The sequence below is a fragment of the Saccharothrix luteola genome (assembly GCF_020859565.1).
In the GTDB taxonomy this organism is placed as follows: Bacteria; Actinomycetota; Actinomycetes; order Mycobacteriales; family Pseudonocardiaceae; genus Actinosynnema; species Actinosynnema luteola.
This window is the reverse complement of record NZ_JAJHUO010000003.1, coordinates 132,070-148,817: the sequence shown is the minus strand read 5'-3', so window position 1 is coordinate 148,817 and position 16,748 is coordinate 132,070. Positions and strand designations below refer to the sequence as shown.

Sequence of the window (16,748 nt, the reverse complement as noted above, 5' to 3'; positions counted from 1 at the left end):
TGTAGTGCGGCTACTAGTAGGGGTTGGTCATGAGCAGGAAGTTGCTGGTCTGGGCGCACGTCGTGTCGTCCACGGGCTGGATGATGATGGCGCTGGCGTTGTTCGTGGTGGTGAACCACGCGTTGGCCGTGCCCGACCGGCGGCCGGCGTTCGAGGTGGCGCTGCTGCTCGACGTGCAGGTGCTCCAGTTCATGGCCACCACGTCGGCGTTCAGCGGGCTGATGCTGTCCGGCCTCACGGCGTGGGGCTACTTCCGGCACTGGTGGGTGCTCGTCAAGTTCGCGATCACGCTCAGCCAGCTGTACGCGGGCATCTTCGTGCTCAGCCCGAACCTGCACCCTGGCGGTTCGGAACCGCTCCTCCGCGTCGGCTCGCTGCTGATGGCGTCGGCCTTGGCGGTGCAGGTGTGGCTGTCGGTGGCCAAGCCGTTCAAGCGGACGCCGTGGGCGGCGCCGAAGAAGCCGCAGACCGCGCCGCCGTGGGGTTTCGCGCTGTGCCTCGCCGTGCCCGCGGCCGACTACGCCCTCGGCCAGAGCCTGCTCGGCGTGCCCCTTCCGGCGCTGTCGCTGCTGGTCGCGACCGGCTACCCGATCGTGCGCGCGGTGAGGCTGAGGACCCGGGCGCCGGGCGGCCGCGGACGGCTGCCCAGCGCCCCGTGACGTCTCAGAGCCGGGGGTCGACCGGCTCCGACTCCAGGGCGAGCACGGCGAACACGCACTCGTGCACCCGCCAGAGCGGCTCGTCGCGGACGACGCGCTCCAACGCCTCCAGGCCGAGCGCGTACTCGCGGATCGCCAGCGACCGCTTCGCGCCGAGACCGCGCTTGCGCAGGCGCTCCAGGTTCTCCGGCTCGGTGTAGTCCGGGCCGTAGATGATCCGCAGGTACTCGCGCCCGCGCACCTTCACGCCCGGCTGCACCAGGCCGCGGTCGCCGCGCACGAGGTTCGCCAGCGGCTTGACGACCATGCCCTCGCCACCGGCCGCGGTCAGGTCCTCCCACCAGCGGATGCCGGCGGCGACCTGCTCCTCGTCCGCGGTGTCGACCACCAGGTGCCGGGTGCGGGTGAACACCTCGCCCGCCAGCCGGCCGAGCACGTCCAGGTGCCACCGGTGGTCGCGGTCGTGGAACGTCCGGCCGCGCGCGGCGAGCAGCTGGAACGGCGCGATGGTGACGCCGGCCAGGCCGTCGGTCGGCCGCACGTACCGCAGGTAGGCGTCGCGGTAGCCGGTGGCGTTCGCCAGCCTGCTCTCCGTGCGCGCCAGCAGGTCGCCGACGTCGACGCCCCGTGCGGCGGTCCGCCCGAGCACGTCCACCGCCACGCCGAGAGCACCCGTGGCCGCCGCGCCGACCGAGGCGTACTGCTCCTTGATCAGCCCTGCCGCCTTGGCGTTCCACGGCAGCAGCTCGGCGTCGAGCAGCAGCCAGTCGGTGTCGAACTCGTCCCACAACCCGGCCCTCGTCACCTCCTCGCGCACGCGTGCCAGCAGTTCGTCGCCCAACGGCGGGTCGAAGAACGCGCGACCGGTCCGCGTGTGGATCACGCCGCCGCCGTCCCTGCGCACCAGGACCACCGCGCGCGACCCCATGTGCTTCTCCTCGCAGATCACCTCGCGCACGCCCGCGCTCCGGTACTCCGCGAAGGCGTCCTCGGGGTGCTCCAGCACGTCCGGCCGCTGCGAGGTGGCCGTCGGCGCCATCGTCGGCGGCAGGTACAGCAACGAGCGCGGGTCGATCGCGAACCGGCTCATCACCTCCAACGCCGACGCGGCCTGCTCCGGCCGCACCCCGATCCGGCCCCGGTGGGCCGTCTCGACGAACCGGCGGCCGGTGACGTCGGACAGCGCGAGCACGTCCGGCTCGCGTTCCTCCTCCGGCACGACGAGCGGTCGCACCGGCTCGTACCAGACCTCGTGCGCGTCGACCGCCACGACTTCGCGCTCCGGGTAGCGCAACGCGGTCAGCCTGCCGCCGAACACCACACCCGTGTCCAGGCACATGGTGTTGTTGACCCACTCGACCTCCGGCATCGGCGTGTGCCCGTAGAGCACGGTCGCCTTGCCCCGGTACTCCGTCGCCCACGGGTAGCGCACCGGCAGGCCGTACTCGTCGGTCTCACCGGTCGTGTCGCCGTAGAGCGCGAAGCTGCGCACCCGGGCCGACGCGCGGCCGTGGAACTTCTCCGGCAGTCCCGCGTGCGCGATCACCAGGTCGCCGCCGTCGAGCACGTAGTGCGCGATCAGGCCGTCGCAGAACCGCACGGCACGCTCGCGGAACTCCTCCGGCTCGGCCGCGAGCTGCGCCAGCGATTCCGCGAGACCGTGCTTGACCTGCACGTTGCGCCCGCGCAGGGCACGCACCAGCTTCTGCTCGTGGTTGCCGCACACGGCGAACGCGTGCCCGGCCTCGACCATGCCCATCACCAGGCGCAGCACACCGGGCGTGTCCGGGCCCCGGTCGACCAGGTCGCCGACGAACGCGGCACGCCGTCCCGCGGGTGGGACGGCGTCCACCGGACGGCCCTCGTCGTCGCGCACCAGCGCGTAGCCGAGCTTGACCAGCAGGTCCTCCAGCTCCGCGCGGCAGCCGTGCACGTCGCCGATCACGTCGAACGGCCCGGTCTCGTGCCGCAGGTCGTTCAGCAGCCGTTCCGGCACGATGACCGCTTCGTCCACTTCGGACTGCGCGCGCAGCACGTGCACCCGCTTGAAGCCCTCCTTGCCGAGGTGCTTCAACGACTTGCGCAGCGCGGCGCGGTGCCGGCGCACCACGTGCGCGCCGAAGTCGCGGTCCGGGCGGGAGGCGTTGCGGGCCAGGCAGACCTCCTCCGGGGTGTCGAGCACGATGGCGACCGGCAGCACGTTGTGCTCACGGGCCAGCTCGATCAGCCGCGCCCGGTCGGACCGCTGCACGTTCGTCGCGTCGACGACGGTGGTGCGACCGGCGTCCAGGCGCTTGCCCGCCACGAAGTGCAGCGCCTCGAACGCGGCGGCGGACGCCGACTGGTCGTTCTCGTCGTCCGCGACCAGGCCGCGGAAGTAGTCGCTGGACAGCACCTGCGTCGGCCGGAAGTGCTTGCGCGCGAACGTGGACTTGCCCGAGCCGGAAGCGCCGATCAGCACCACGAGGCAGAGGTCCGGGATCTTGAGCTCCATCAGTCCTCCACGCTCCTGTGCTCGATCAGGGTGAAGGCGGCGAGCTGGGTCGGCGCGCCGCGCTCGGCGTCCACCGGTCCGATCGGCAGGTGGGTGACGGTGTACCCGCGGCGGTGCGCGACGCCGTCCGCCCAGTCCTCGAACTCGGCCCTGGTCCACTCGAAGCGGTGATCGGAGTGCCGGTGCCTGCCTTCCGGCAGGGTCTCGAACAACGCGTTGTACTCGACGTTCGGCGTGGTGACGAGGACCGTGCGCGGCCGCGCGACGACGAACACCGAGTGCTCCAACGCGGGCAGGCGGTCCGGGTCGAGGTGTTCGACCACCTCCATCAGCACGGCGGCGTCGTAGCCCTTCAGCTCCGGGTCGGCGTAGGTCAGCGACGACTGGCGCAACGTGAGCCGGGCGCGTTGGCGGTCCGACATCCGGTCCAGGTTCAGCTTGCGCGCGGCCGTGGCGAGGGCGTTCGCGGACACGTCCACGCCTTGGACGCGGGTGAAGTCGGGCACTTCGAGCAGGGCGCGCAGCAACGCGCCGCCACCGCAGCCGAGGTCGAGGACGGACCGCGCGCCGACCTGCTTGAGCTGGTCGAGGATCGCCTCACGGCGCTGCACCGCCAACGACACCTTCGGCTCGACGAGTGCGTTGTCCAGCTCCTCCGGCTCGACCTCCTCCACCTCGGCCAGGCGCGACAGCGCGGACCGCACCAGCGGACGGCGGCGCATCAGGTACCGGGTGGTGATCAGCTCGCGGTCCGGGTGCGCGCCGAGCCACCCCTCCCCCGCGCGCAGCAGCTTGTCCACCTCGTCCTCGGCGACCCAGTAGTGCTTGTCGCCGTCGAGGACGGGCAGCAGGACGTAGAGGTGCTTCAGGGCTTCGGACAGGGTGAGCGTGCCGGTGAGGGTGACGTCGGCGTACCGCGAGTCGTCGCCGTCGCCGAGCGGGAGAGGTGCGATGCGCGTGGTCCAGCCCAACGGCGTGAAGAGCCGTTCGACCAGGCGGTGCGGCAGGACGGGCACGCGCACCGTGAGCGGGATGGGGGTGGCGGCCACGTCCGCGCGGCTCTGGCTGCGGCCGTTCATCGCGGTGCGGAACACCGAGCCGAGCGCGACGGTCAACAGCGAGCCGGCCACGTACGGCCGGTCGTTGACGTACTGGGTGAGCGTGCTGCCGGGACCGCGCACCAGCGCGACCGGGTCGACCTCCAGCAGGAGCGCGACCGTGCACTCCTCCTCGTCCGCGCGCGGGTAGAAGACGTGCGCGGTGCCCGAGGACGTGGTGAACGACTGCGCCCGATCGGGGTGTTTGTGCAGCAGGTGGCTGAGGTCGGTGGCTGGGTGGTGGGTCGTGGTCAAGGTGAGCAGCACGTCGTCCAGTGTGGACGAGGCGAACCGCGCACCGCCCCCGAATTACGAAGGGTCTTCACTGTGAAAGCGACGTCGGGCCATCGGTGCTAACTTCGGTAAGGCCGCCTTGTCCTCGAAAGGCAGAACTGTGAAACGTCTGGTTCCCCTGATCATCGGCGGACTGCTCGCGACGACGGTGACGCCGACGGCGTCCGCCGCAGCGGACGGTCCCCGGAGCTCCGGGGTCGCGGTGACGGTGGCCCGGTTCGCCACCCCGGACACCGCGACCAAGGCCTACACCTACGACCCGGCGCTGATCGCGCCCGGCGCGGCCGTGATGGTCGTGGCCACCCCACTGCGGCACTCCACGAAAACCCTGCTCAGCGTGTACGGCCTGGTGCCGAACCGAACCTACGGCGCGCACGCGCACCAGCTGCCGTGCGGCGTGGCGCCCACCGACTCCGGCGCGCACCACCAGCACGTGGTGGACCCGAACCAGCCGTCGGTGGACCCGGCCTACGCCAACCCGGAGAACGAGATCTGGCTCGACTTCACCACCGACGACCGCGGCCGCGCGGTGGTCGGCACGGTCGTGCCGTGGCAGTTCGCCGACCGCCGGGCGGGCTCGGTCGTGATCCACGCCCAGCGCACCGCCACCGAACCGGGCAAGGCGGGCACCGCCGGTGCCCGGGTCGGCTGCGCGACGGTGAAGTTCTGAGCTGACGGGAGGCCGGCCCGGTGGGAGCCGGGGGGCCGGCCCTTGTTGCCGGATCGGCAACAAGGTTTGCCGATCCGCTCACCTCGCACGCATGGTGGTCGTGGAGGTGGTCGCGATGACCTTTCAGCTGAGTGACAGCTATGACGTGACGGTGGTGGGTGGTGGGGCCGCCGGGTTGAACGGCGCCCTGATGCTGGCGCGGTCGCGGCGGTCGGTGGTCGTGATCGACGCCGGGTCGCCGCGCAACGCGCCGGCCGACGGCGTGCACGGGCTGCTGGCCAGGGACGGGATGCCGCCGGCGGAGCTGGTCGAACGCGGTCGGGCGGAGGTCCGGGCCTACGGCGGTCAGGTGGTGACCGGCGAGGTCGGCGCCGTGACCCGCGAGGGCGACCGGTTCGTGGTGGCGCTGGCCGACGGCCGCGCGGTCCGGGCCCGGCGGCTGCTGGTGACCACGGGCCTGGTGGACGAGCTGCCGGACGTGGCGGGGCTGCGCGAGCGCTGGGGCCGCGACGTGGTCCACTGCGCGTACTGCCACGGCTGGGAGGTCCGCGACCAGGCGATCGGCGTGCTGGCGACCGGGCCGATGGCGGTGCACCAGGCGTTGATGTTCCGGCAGCTGAGCGCCGACGTCACGCTCTTCTCCCACGCGCAGCCGCCGACCGCCGAGCAGGCCGAGCAGTTGGCCGCACGCGGTGTCGACGTCGTGGCGGGCGAGGTGGCGGCGCTGGAGATCGCGGGCGACCGCATCGTCGGCGTGCGGCTCGCCGACGGGCGCGCGGTCGGCCGTGAGGTGATCGTCGTGGCGTCGCGCATGGTGGCACGCGCCGGTTTCCTGGCGACGCTGGGGCTCCGGCCCGTGGAGCACCCCTCCGGGATGGGCGAGCACATCCCGGCCGACGCGCTGGGCCGCACCGACGTGCCCGGGGTGTGGGTGGCGGGCAACGTCACGGACCTGACCGCGCAGGTCGGCGCGGCCGCCGCGGCGGGCGCCACCGCCGGCGCCCAGATCAACGCCGACCTGATCGCGGAGGAGACCCGCCTGGCCGTCGAGGCCTACCGGAACCCGTTCTCCGGCGAGGCCGAGGCCAGGGTCGCCGAACTCGTCGCGGGCGACCGTCGCCACGGCGTGTGAGGCCCGGGAACGCCGACGCCCGCGCCGGGCCACGACACGCGTGGACCGGCGCGGGCACGGCCTCGGCGCGGGTCAGTCGTTGCCCGCCTCCAGGGCGGCGTGGTCGAGCAGCTCGTCGTCGGTCACCTTGCCCCGCGAGGCGATGGCCTCGGCGCCGCCCTCGGGCATCGCGCCGATCAGCTCGGTCTGCGCCACCTGCGCCGCGCTGATCAGCGTCGACTGGCTGCCGACCATGCCGAGCCCGGCGTACTGCTCCAGCTTGGCGCGCGAGTCGGCGATGTCGAGGTTGCGCATGGTCAGCTGGCCGATGCGGTCGACCGGCCCGAACGCCGAGTCCTCGGTCCGCTCCATGGACAGCTTGTCCGGGTGGTAGCTGAACGCGGGCCCGGAGGTGTCCAGGATCGAGTAGTCGTCACCGCGGCGCAGGCGCAGCGTCACCTCGCCGGTGACCGCCGTGCCGACCCACCGCTGCAACGCCTCGCGCACCATCAGCGCCTGCGGGTCGAGCCAGCGGCCCTCGTACAGCAGCCGTCCCAGCTTGCGGCCCTCGTTGTGGTAGGAGGCGAGGGTGTCCTCGTTGTGGATCGCGTTGACCAGCCGCTCGTAGGCCGCGTGCAGCAGCGCCATGCCCGGCGCCTCGTAGATGCCGCGGCTCTTGGCCTCGATGACCCGGTTCTCGATCTGGTCGGACATGCCCATGCCGTGCCGGCCGCCGATGGCGTTGGCCTCCAGCACCAGGTCGACGGCGGAGGAGAACTCCTTGCCGTTGATCGTCACCGGCCTGCCCTGGTCGAACCCGACCGTGACGTCCTCGGTGGCGATCTCGACCTCGGGGTCCCAGAACCGCACGCCCATGATCGGGTCGACGATCTCGATGCCCGCGTCGAGGTGTTCGAGCGCCTTGGCCTCGTGCGTCGCGCCCCAGATGTTGGCGTCGGTCGAGTACGCCTTCTCCGTGCTCGACCGGTACGGCAGGCCGCGCGCCTGCAGCCACTCGGACATCTCCGTGCGGCCGCCGAGCTCGCTGACGAACGCGGCGTCCAGCCACGGCTTGTAGATCCGCAGGGACGGGTTGGCGAGCAGGCCGTAGCGGTAGAACCGCTCGATGTCGTTGCCCTTGTAGGTGGAGCCGTCGCCCCAGATCTGGACGTCGTCGTCGAGCATGGCGCGCACCAGCATGGTGCCCGTCACGGCCCGTCCGAGCGGGGTGGTGTTGAAGTAGGCACGGCCACCGGACCTGATGTGGAACGCGCCGCAGGCCAGCGCCGCGAGCCCTTCCTCGACCAGGGCCGCCCGGCAGTCGACCAGTCGGGCGATCTCGGCGCCGTACACGGCGGCGCGGCTCGGCACCGATGCGATGTCGGGCTCGTCGTACTGACCGATGTCCGCGGTGTACGTGCACGGCACCGCGCCCTTCTCCCGCATCCAGGCGACCGCCACGGACGTATCGAGACCACCGGAGAACGCGATGCCGACGTGTTCGCCGGCGGGGAGGTAAGTGAGCACCTTGGACACGACTAGAAGTATGCACGACGCTGCATGACCATGCATAGCCGGGGGTCGAATAGCGCTGACCTGCGGTGACGCGGGGTCGACGGCAGGAACGGCCGCCGACCCCGTGAGACGACCTACCGCACGATGCCGTACCGGGCGGTGCCCTGCCCGACGGCGACGTCCAACGGCCGGAAACCGGCCTTCTCGAGGACGCGGACCGAGGCGGGGTTCGACAGCTCCACCTCGGCGCGGACCACCCGGACGCCGGGCGCGGTGAACGCGAAGTCGGCCAACGCGCGCGTGGCCTCGGTGGCGTACCCGCGCCCGCGCCGGGACGGCACGACGCCGTACCCGATCTCCACGACGCCGTCGTTCGGCGGCCAGAACAGCCCGATCGACCCGACCACCAGACCGCTGTCACGCTCGACCACCAACCGGTGGCCGTGACGGCTCAGCCACTCGGGGCGCTCGCCGAGCAGCCCGGCGATGACCTGATCGCCGTCGGCGGGGAAGTCCTCGGCCCAGTGCGGCAGCCGGACACCGCCCACGACGGCGTCGGCCTCGGCCGGGGTCCAGGACCGCAGCACCAGCCGTTCGGTGGTCAGGTCGGGCACGGGAAGGGATGGAGAAGACACTCGGAACTCCTGGTCATCGCAGATGACCCGGCCCGCGCGTCAGCCGCGTGCGGACCGGATGAGGACGTGCTGAAGACGGCCGCGGACAGCCATATTCATCAACCTCCCCGTTCCCGGTGACCAAGCGATCTGCATCGGCGCCGTGACGCTAGCAACGGCCCGGTGTGGCGGACAACCCGATTCGCGGCGGCCGTGCACATCTCCTTGCAGTTTCCTTGCAGTTGCCTGGTAGTTCGCCGCGCCGCCGATCGCCGGCCGGCCGTTCGGCACAACGGAGCAACAACTCGACATTGCCCTGCACAATCCGGTCCGACTCCAGCACACTGGCAATACCGGACCGTCGTGCCAGCGAAAGGTGAACGCTGGTGGAATTCAAGATCCTGGGCAAGACCCGATTACGCGTGGCGGACGAGAACGTGGACCTCGGGTCCGCGAAGCAACGCGCGGTCCTGGCGCTGCTGCTCTACCACGTCGGCCAGCCCGTCGGCATCGGCACGATCGCGCAGGCGGTGTGGCCCGACGAGGACCCGTCCGGCATGCGAGGAAGGCTCCAGCCACTGATCAGCCGCTTGCGCAGGGTGCTGGGCCAGGTCGGCCTCGACCGGTCGATCGACCGCGAGGGCGACGCCTACCTGCTCGACGTCGACCGCGAAATCGTCGACTACCACCGGTTCCGCACAATGGCGGAAATGGGTCGGGCGGCAGCCGCCGCGGGCGAGCACGCGCGCGCGAAAGCGGTGCTGCGGGAAGCGTTGTCGCGGTGGCAGGGACGCCCGTTGCAGGACGTCGAAAGCATGTGGGCGGACCACCTGCGTTACCAGATGGACACGTTCGACCGGCTCACCGCGCACTACGCCCTCGTGGAAAGCCTGAACGCGCTCGGCGAGCACGTGGAGGCGATGGGCGAAGCGGGCAGGCTCGCGCAGGAGCACGAACTCGACGAAGTGCTCGCGCGGCTCTACATGCGTTCGCTGGAAGGGCAGGGCAAGTACGCGGCGGCGTTGGAGTACCACGAGCGGTTCTGCGAACGCCTCTTCGAGGCCACGGGCGCCGAGCAGGGCCCGGAGCTGCGCGCGGTGTTCCAGAGCATCGTCGCCAAGCAGGCGGGCACCGCGACCACGTCCACCAAGCCGCCGCACGCCCCGCCCCGCCAGTTGCCGAGGAGGGCCAGGACGTTCGTCGGCCGGGAGGACCTGCTCGCCGCGTTGGACGCGCTGCTCGACGGGCCCGACGGCGGGCGCGGGCAGGTCGTCGCGCTGCACGGGATGCCGGGCGTCGGCAAGACCGGGCTGGCCATCCACTGGGGACGGACGAGGGCCGACCGGTTCCCGGACGGCCAGCTCTTCCTCGACCTGCGCGGCTTCGGCCGCGGCACCGCGATGACCGCCGAGGACGCGTCCGGCGTGCTGCTGACCTCGCTGGGCGCGGCGCACATCCCCACGACGGGCGCCGAACGCGCCGCCGCCCTGCACCGCGCGCTCGGTGACCGCAAAGTGCTGCTGGTGCTCGACGACGCCCGGCACAGCCCGCAGGTCCGACCGCTGCTGGGCGCCGCGACGAACTGCTTCACCATCGTGACCAGCAGGATCCGCCCCTGGGGGCTGGACCTCCACGACGACGTCCACCTCTTCGCCGTGCCGACGCTGTCGTTCGACGAGTCGATCGAGCTGCTGCGCCGCGAGATCGGCGCGGGCCGGGCCGACGCGGAACCCGCCGCGCTGGAGGCGTTGGCCTCGCGGCTCGACGGCCACCCGATGGCCGTGAAGATCATCGCCCAGCACGTGGCGAACCGGCCGCAGGTGCCGATCGGCTTCCTCGTCGAGGAGTACGCGACGCAGGAAGGGCTGGGGATACTGGGCTCCCTGGACGACAGCGACGACGACAGCGCGAGCCTGTCGTTCGCCTTCGGGGTGTCCTACCGGGACCTGCCGACCGAGACCGCGCGGGTCTTCCGGCTGCTGGGCCTGCACCCGACGGCCGAGTTCTCGTCAGCGGCGGCGAGCGCCCTGACCGAGCGCCCGGAGCACGACGTCCTCGTCCACCTGCGGACGCTCACCAAGGCCAACCTCCTGCAGTACACGACCCACGGCCGCTTCCGCCTGCACGACCTGCTGCACGACTACGCCCTGGACCGGGTCCGCACCGAGGAGTCGGCCCACCAGCGGCAAGCCGCGCTCAGCGGGCTGCTGACCTGGCAGCTCGCCGGTGCGATCGGCCTGGAGCGAGCGCTGAACGCCAACGACGGCCCCGTGCCGCTGCTGCCGGGGATGACCCTCGACGCCGTGCCCCGGTTCGCCGACGAGAACGACGCCCTGACGTGGTTCGCGACCGAGCGGGCCACCCTCGTCGCCGCCGTGCCGCACGCGTTCCGCCACGGCTTCGCCGGCCACGCCTGGCGGATCGCGGCGAACATCGACCGCGCCCTGGACCGCACCGGCGCGTACCGCGACCTGGTCGCGGTCGAACGGGTGGCGGCCGACGCGGCGCGCTCGACCGGGGACGTGGAGGGCCGGTGCGGCAGCCTGCTGAACCTCGGCACCGCCTACTACCGGCTCGGCGAGTACGACGAGGCGGTCGAGCACACGCAGGAGGCGCTCTCGATCGCGCAGCGCATGGAGGACGTGGAGTTCACCGAGATCGCCGTGCACAACCTGGCCAGCGCGCACCGCGAGCGTGGTGACGTCCGGATCGCGCTGTCGCTGTACGAGTCGGCCCTGGAACTGCACCGCGCGACCGGCCACCGGAGCCTGGAAGCCTCCACACTGGACCAGATGGCCGCCGCCTACCAGCGGCTGGACCGGGTCGACGAGGCCGTGGAGCTGTACCGCGAGGCGTTGGACCTGCGCCGGACCATCAAGCACCGCCACGGCGAGGGCACGACCCTGACCGCGCTCGGCAAGCTCCACCACCAGCGCCGCGAGCTGGACGACGCCCTCCGGTGCCTGGAAGCCGCGCTCGAGATCAACCTGTCCACCGGCGAACGGGCGCGCACGGTCGAGGCGCTCGTGGCGCTCGCCCGCGTCCACTACGACCGCAAGTCCCACGAGAAGACCATCGAATTCTGCCACCGCGCGCTGGAACTGTCGGCCGAACTGGACATCACCAGGGAAAAGGCGCAGGCGCTCTTCCTGCTCGGGCACGCGCACGCCGTGGTCGGCGACCAGGTGGAGGCGGAACGGCGGTGGCGGGAGGCCGAACCCCTGCTCGTCGAATCCGGCCTGAAGGCGAAAATGCACACCGCGCTCGGCGAACCGGAATTCATGCGCGGCCGGCCGGACGCCATCCCCGACCCTCGCGACCACCTATCGACGCGCAGCCCGAATAAGCCTGCTCGTAGCGACAGCTGCGGAGACACACAACCTACTCCATCCGATTAGGGAGATAAAGTCACCCGATCGAGTGAAGACGAAATAAGCTCGCGTTGACCGGACTATCACCCTGACGTGCCGTGGCGGGGAGCTTCCTTGACCCCTGGTCCAATGCTAGGGAACCGTTGTGGTTGAATCCCGCCATGATCTTGAGCACGATCCGACGCACGTCCTTCTACCTGGCACGACACCTCAAGTCCCGCCCATTGCAGTTGGCCGTCGTGGCGACCTTCGTGGTCCTCGGGTGGCCGAATGTCATCTATGAGTTCCCGGCCTTCGACGCGACCGGCTCGGCTGCCGCTTAGCGCACGACGCCACCGTTCTGCCATCACTCATCTGGGGAAGGTTCGAGCCATGTCGAGGTTATCCATCGATTCGGAGAGACCCACGGCGACCGGGGTGCGCCCGAGTACCGGCAGCCCGAAAACCGGTCAGGCACCGTGACGGACGAAGGGCAGGCGGATCAGCCCGCCTGCCCCACCGGTCAATCGCCCTTGACGTTGACGATCTGGCGCAACGTGTGGCGCACTTCGACCAAATCCCGCGCGTCGCGCATCACCACGTCGATGTCCTTGTACGCCGCCGGGATCTCGTCGATGAACGCGTCGGTGTCGCGGTACTCGATGCCGACCATCGCCTTGCGCAGGTCGTCCCGGCCGAACGCCCGGCGCGCGGCCGAGCGGGAGTACTCACGGCCGGCGCCGTGCGGCGAGGAGTTCAGCGCGACGGGGTTGCCCTTGCCGACCACGACGTACGACGCGGTGCCCATCGAGCCCGGGATGAGGCCCGCCCGGCCCTTCTCGGCGTTGATGGCGCCCTTGCGGGACAACCACACCTCCTTGCCGAAGTGGGTCTCCTGCTCCGTGTAATTGTGGTGGCAATTCACGACTTCGCGCCGCTCCACGTCACGGCCCGTCCACTCGGCCACGCAGTCGACCACCCGGTCCATCATCTCCTCGCGGTTGGACCACGCGAAGTCCTGGGCCCAGCGCATCTCCCGGATGTAGTGCCAGAACTCGTCCTCGCCCTGGACCAGGTACGCCAGGTCCGGGTCGGGCAGGTCGATCCACCGGCGCTCGCACTGCTGGTGCGCGACCCGGATGTGCTTCTGGGCGATCTTGTTGCCCACGCCGCGCGACCCGGAGTGCAGGAACAGCCACACCCGCCCGGTCTCGTCCAGCGTGACCTCGATGAAGTGGTTGCCGCTGCCGAGGGTGCCGAGCTGCAGCTCCCAGTTGCCCGCGTAGGTCCCGGGGTCGAAGCCGGCCACCTCCGCACGGCGGGCGAGCGCGTCGACGCGGTCGCGCGCCGTGTCCGTCAGCCGGGTGTTGTACTTCCCGGCGGACAGCGGCACGGCGTTCTCGATCGCCTCGCGCAGCGGGGCGAGCGGGCGCGCGCGGAAGTCGTCCTCGGTGAACTGGGTGCGCACGGCGATCATGCCGCAGCCGATGTCGACGCCGACGGCGGCCGGGATGATCGCGCCCAGGGTGGGGATGACGCTGCCGACCGTGGCGCCCTTCCCGAGGTGCGCGTCGGGCATGAGCGCCAGGTGCGGGAAGATGAACGGCATCCGCGCGGCCTTCTCGGCCTGCTCGCGGGTGCCCGGGTCCAGGATGGACGCCCAGTTCACCAGTCGCTTGCTGATCTGCTCCACGGTTCTCCTCTGCTCGACGCAGAAGCTAGGCCTGATCGGGCGGTTCCGCGACCGAATTCACGCTGGTCCGGGGCCGCCGGCACCCGGATTGTCGGTGCTCGCCGGTAACTTGTGGGCCGTGAACGCTCGGGAACGCATCCAGGAACTCGCCGACCAGGTCGTCGTGCTGCGCGACGCCTACTACCGCGGCTCGCCGCTGGTGGCGGACGCGGAGTACGACGCGATCGAGGACGAGCTGCGCGGCCTCGTCGAGGCGAACCCGGAGCTCGCGCCCGACCCGAACCCGCTGGAGCAGGTGGGCGCGCCCGCCGTGCTGCACGCGCCGGTCCGGCACTCCCGGCCGATGCTGTCGCTGGAGAAGGCGACCAGGCCCGAGCAGGTCGCGGCGTTCTTCGACCGCTTCCCCGGCCAGCCGGTGGTCGTGATGCCGAAGCTGGACGGGCTGTCGCTGGCGGTGGTCTACGAGAACGGGCGGCTGGCCCGTGCGATCACCCGCGGTGACGGCACCACGGGTGACGACGTGACGCCGCTGGTGCGCGCCCTGGTCGACGGTGTGCCGGAGCTGCTCGACGCGCCGGGCCGGGTCGAGGTGCGCGGCGAGGCGGTGATGCTGCGGTCCACGTTCGCCGCCTACAACACCGCGCACCCGGACAAGCCGCTGATCAACCCGCGCAACGCCGCCGCGGGCACCCTGCGGGCGAAGGACGCGGCCACGGTCGCGGAGCGCCGGCTGCAGTTCTTCGCCTTCGACCTGGACACCTCCGAGGGCGGTGCCGCGGCCGACCTGGAGCACGGGCTGCGCACTCTCGGGTTCGACGTCGCCGACATGCGGCACTGCGACGACGCGGACGCGGCGCAGGCGGTGATCTCCGGGATCGAGACGCGGCGCAACGAGCTGGACTACGACCTGGACGGCGCGGTGCTGCGCTTGGCGAACCGGGACGCCTTCGCCGCCGCCGGCACCCGGTCGAGCTCGCCGCGTGGCGCGTTGGCGTTCAAGTTCGCCGCCGAGGAGAAGACCACGGTGCTGCTCGACGTGGTCTGGGACGTGGGCAAGACGGGCAAGATCGCCCCGGTGGCGCACCTGGAGCCGGTGTTCGTGGGCGGCACGACCGTCACCCGGGCGACGCTGGCCAACCAGGAGGTCATCCGGGCGCGCGGCATCAGGATCGGCGACACCGTGCTGATCCGCAGAGCCGGCGACGTGATCCCGTTCGTGGCGGGTGTGCTCGACGAGTCCAAGCGCACGGGCGCGGAGCGGGAGATCGTGCCGCCGTCCGAGTGCCCGTCGTGCGGGCAGCCGTTGACCGAGCAGGGCAACAGCCGCGAGCTGTTCTGCACCAACGTCGCCTGCCCCGCGCAGACCGTGCGGCGGTTGATCCACTGGGCGTCGCGGGCGGCGGCGGACATCGAGGCCGTCGGCCCGGTGTGGATCGAGCGGCTCGCCGAGGCCGGGCTGCTGGAGCACCCGTCGGACCTCTACACCCTGACGAAGGAGCAGTTGCTGGAGTTCGACCGCATCGGCGAGACCTCCGCGACGCGCATGATCGACTCGATCGCCGCCAGCCGTGCCGTGGGCCTGCGCCGGGCGTTGATCGGGCTCGCCATCCCGATGGCCTCGGAAGGCACCGCGACCCGCCTGTGCCGGGCGGGGTTCGGCTCGCTGGAGGAGGTCGCCGACGCGGGCGAGGAACGCCTGGTCGCCGTCGAGGACATCGGCCCGAAGGTCGCGGCTTCGCTGATCGAGCACCTGACCCGGCTGCGGCCCGAGCTGGAACGGCTGCGCGAGCGCGGCGTGTCCCTGGACGTGCGCGAGGAGGACCTGCCGCCCGTGGTGGCGTCCGACGCGCCGCTGGCCGGTAAGACCGTGGTGATCACCGGGGCGATCAGCGACCCGCGGTCCGGCGAGAAGGTGCCCCGCCCCACCTTCCAGAGGCTCTGCGAGAAGGCCGGCGCCACCACCGCGACCTCGGTCTCGGCCAGCACCGACTACCTGATCACCGGCGCGGACGTCGGCGCGAGCAAGACCGCCAAGGCGGAGAAGCTCGGCGTCGAGGTCGTCGACCAAGGGGTGATCTGGCAGCAGCTCATCGCCGCCGGCGTCGCCTGAGCCGGACGGTCCGCCGGGCGGGGCGGGCGAGGGGCTTAGAGCACGCCGTGAGAAGACTTCCGCTGTCCGCTGCGGCATCGTCAGAGCTCAGCCAACTCGAGCGAAGGACATGCGCAATGGACGTGATCACGGCGCTCCGGGCCACGGGCGACGACTTCGACCGGATGATCGCCGACCTCGACGACTCCGCGTGGTCGCTGCCGACGCCGTCGCCCGGCTGGACGGTCAAGCACCAGGTGGCGCACCTGACCGCGATTTTCGCCATGGCGGGCCTCGCGGCGTCCGACGGCGCCCGGTTCCAGGCGATGATGGCGGGGCTGTCTCCCGACTTCAACGCCAACGTGGACGCCGCCATGGCGCCGCACCTCGCGCTCGACACCCCCGAACTCGTGGAGCGCTGGAGCCAGACCAAGGCCAGGGCGATCGACGCGCTGGCCGCCGTGCCGGCCGACACCACGGTGCCGTGGCTGGTGAACCCGCTGCCGCCGTCGGTGCTGGCCAGCGCGGGTATGATGGAGCTGTTCGGGCACGGCCAGGACGTGGCCGACGCCCTGGGCGTGCCGCGGAAGTGGGACGACCGGCTCGGCTTCCTGGTCGGTTTCGCGGTGCGCACGAAGGACTTCGGCTACCTGGCGCGCGGCGAGGAGCCGCCGACGGACGAGTTCCGGTTCGAGATCACCGCACCGTCCGGCACGGTGTGGTCCTACGGCCCCGAGGACGCCGCCCAGCGCGTGACCGGCTCGGCGGAGGACTTCTGCCTGCTGGTGACCCGGCGGCGGCACCACTCCGACCTGGACCTGCGGGCGGAGGGCGAGCTCGCCGAGCAGTGGCTGGACATCGCCCAGGCGTACCGCGGTCCGGCCGGTGAGGGCCGCAAGCCCGGCCAGTTCACGCTGTCCAACGTGGACTGACGCACCCGCGGCCCGGAGCTCCCCGGGGAGCTCCGGGCCGCCACGCACCGCGCGTGTGACGACGCCGGCCACGTCGAACGGCGGTCGGGTCCCGGATGCCGCCGGCTCGTCGGACGAGCGGCGGCTTTCGACGTTCTGCGCCACCGAACGGATCGGTGCCCAGCGTGCTCGCCGCCAGTCGACGGGAGTGCCCGACCAACCGTCGCGATGGCACCGGGTACGCGACGGCC

At 71.6% G+C, this 16,748-nt stretch carries 11 protein-coding genes; 6 read left to right on the top strand and 5 right to left on the bottom strand.

All coding sequences use genetic code 11. From position 1 onward, the window contains the following. Positions 1 to 29: 29 nt before the first annotated feature. A complete protein-coding gene (locus LNK82_RS04055; protein WP_230565558.1) occupies positions 30 to 659 on the top strand; it encodes a hypothetical protein in 630 nt (209 codons plus the stop codon). A 4-nt stretch (positions 660 to 663) separates the two neighbouring features. On the opposite strand, the gene LNK82_RS04050 is transcribed toward LNK82_RS04055, so the two are convergent. Continuing rightward, positions 664 to 3,153: a polynucleotide kinase-phosphatase gene (locus LNK82_RS04050; protein WP_230565557.1), complete on the bottom strand. Its 2,490-nt coding sequence runs from the start codon at positions 3,151 to 3,153 to the stop codon at positions 664 to 666. Continuing rightward, a complete protein-coding gene (locus tag LNK82_RS04045) occupies positions 3,153 to 4,517 on the bottom strand; it encodes a 3' terminal RNA ribose 2'-O-methyltransferase Hen1 (protein ID WP_230565556.1) in 1,365 nt (454 codons plus the stop codon). Before LNK82_RS04045 ends, LNK82_RS04050 begins: the two co-directional genes overlap by 1 nt. Before the next feature lie 127 nt (positions 4,518 to 4,644). On the opposite strand from LNK82_RS04045, the gene LNK82_RS04040 reads away from it, so the two are divergent. Together LNK82_RS04040 and LNK82_RS04035 are read left to right on the top strand one after the other, a co-directional pair. Then, entirely contained in the window at positions 4,645 to 5,214 is a 570-nt protein-coding gene (locus LNK82_RS04040; protein WP_230565555.1) for a superoxide dismutase, read from the top strand. A 115-nt stretch (positions 5,215 to 5,329) separates the two neighbouring features. Then, entirely contained in the window at positions 5,330 to 6,346 is a 1,017-nt protein-coding gene (locus LNK82_RS04035) for an NAD(P)/FAD-dependent oxidoreductase (RefSeq protein WP_230565554.1), read from the top strand. A 72-nt stretch (positions 6,347 to 6,418) separates the two neighbouring features. On the opposite strand, the gene argG is transcribed toward LNK82_RS04035, so the two are convergent. Continuing rightward, positions 6,419 to 7,861 (bottom strand): argininosuccinate synthase, encoded by a 1,443-nt coding sequence (gene argG, locus LNK82_RS04030; protein WP_230565553.1) that lies wholly within the window; start codon positions 7,859 to 7,861, stop codon positions 6,419 to 6,421. Between the two features lie 113 nt (positions 7,862 to 7,974). Beyond that, complete coding sequence (locus LNK82_RS04025; RefSeq protein ID WP_230565552.1) at positions 7,975 to 8,475, bottom strand: GNAT family N-acetyltransferase; 501 nt, start codon at positions 8,473 to 8,475, stop codon at positions 7,975 to 7,977. A gap of 365 nt (positions 8,476 to 8,840) precedes the next feature. Between LNK82_RS04025 and LNK82_RS04020 the strand changes: the two genes are divergently transcribed. Continuing rightward, positions 8,841 to 11,852, top strand: coding sequence for an AfsR/SARP family transcriptional regulator (locus tag LNK82_RS04020; protein WP_230565551.1), 3,012 nt, complete (start codon positions 8,841 to 8,843; stop codon positions 11,850 to 11,852). Positions 11,853 to 12,327: 475 nt separating this feature from the next. On the opposite strand, the gene LNK82_RS04015 is transcribed toward LNK82_RS04020, so the two are convergent. Continuing rightward, positions 12,328 to 13,497, bottom strand: coding sequence for an RtcB family protein (locus LNK82_RS04015; RefSeq protein ID WP_230565550.1), 1,170 nt, complete (start codon positions 13,495 to 13,497; stop codon positions 12,328 to 12,330). Between the two features lie 118 nt (positions 13,498 to 13,615). Between LNK82_RS04015 and ligA the strand changes: the two genes are divergently transcribed. Together ligA and LNK82_RS04005 are read left to right on the top strand one after the other, a co-directional pair. Then, positions 13,616 to 15,607, top strand: a complete 1,992-nt coding sequence (gene ligA / locus LNK82_RS04010) for an NAD-dependent DNA ligase LigA (protein WP_230565549.1) — start codon at positions 13,616 to 13,618, stop codon at positions 15,605 to 15,607. A gap of 116 nt (positions 15,608 to 15,723) precedes the next feature. Beyond that, positions 15,724 to 16,518, top strand: a complete 795-nt coding sequence (locus LNK82_RS04005; RefSeq protein ID WP_230565548.1) for a TIGR03084 family metal-binding protein — start codon at positions 15,724 to 15,726, stop codon at positions 16,516 to 16,518. Positions 16,519 to 16,748 lie beyond the last annotated feature (230 nt).

Bases quoted from the DNA above. Each gene is read 5' to 3' on its own strand.
- LNK82_RS04055 (WP_230565558.1), top strand. From the start codon at position 30: ATGAGCAGGAAGTTGCTGGTCTGGGCGCACGTCGTGTCGTCCACGGGC.
- LNK82_RS04050 (WP_230565557.1), bottom strand. From the start codon at position 3,153: ATGGAGCTCAAGATCCCGGACCTCTGCCTCGTGGTGCTGATCGGCGCT.
- LNK82_RS04035 (WP_230565554.1), top strand. From the start codon at position 5,330: ATGACCTTTCAGCTGAGTGACAGCTATGACGTGACGGTGGTGGGTGGT.
- LNK82_RS04005 (WP_230565548.1), top strand. From the start codon at position 15,724: ATGGACGTGATCACGGCGCTCCGGGCCACGGGCGACGACTTCGACCGG.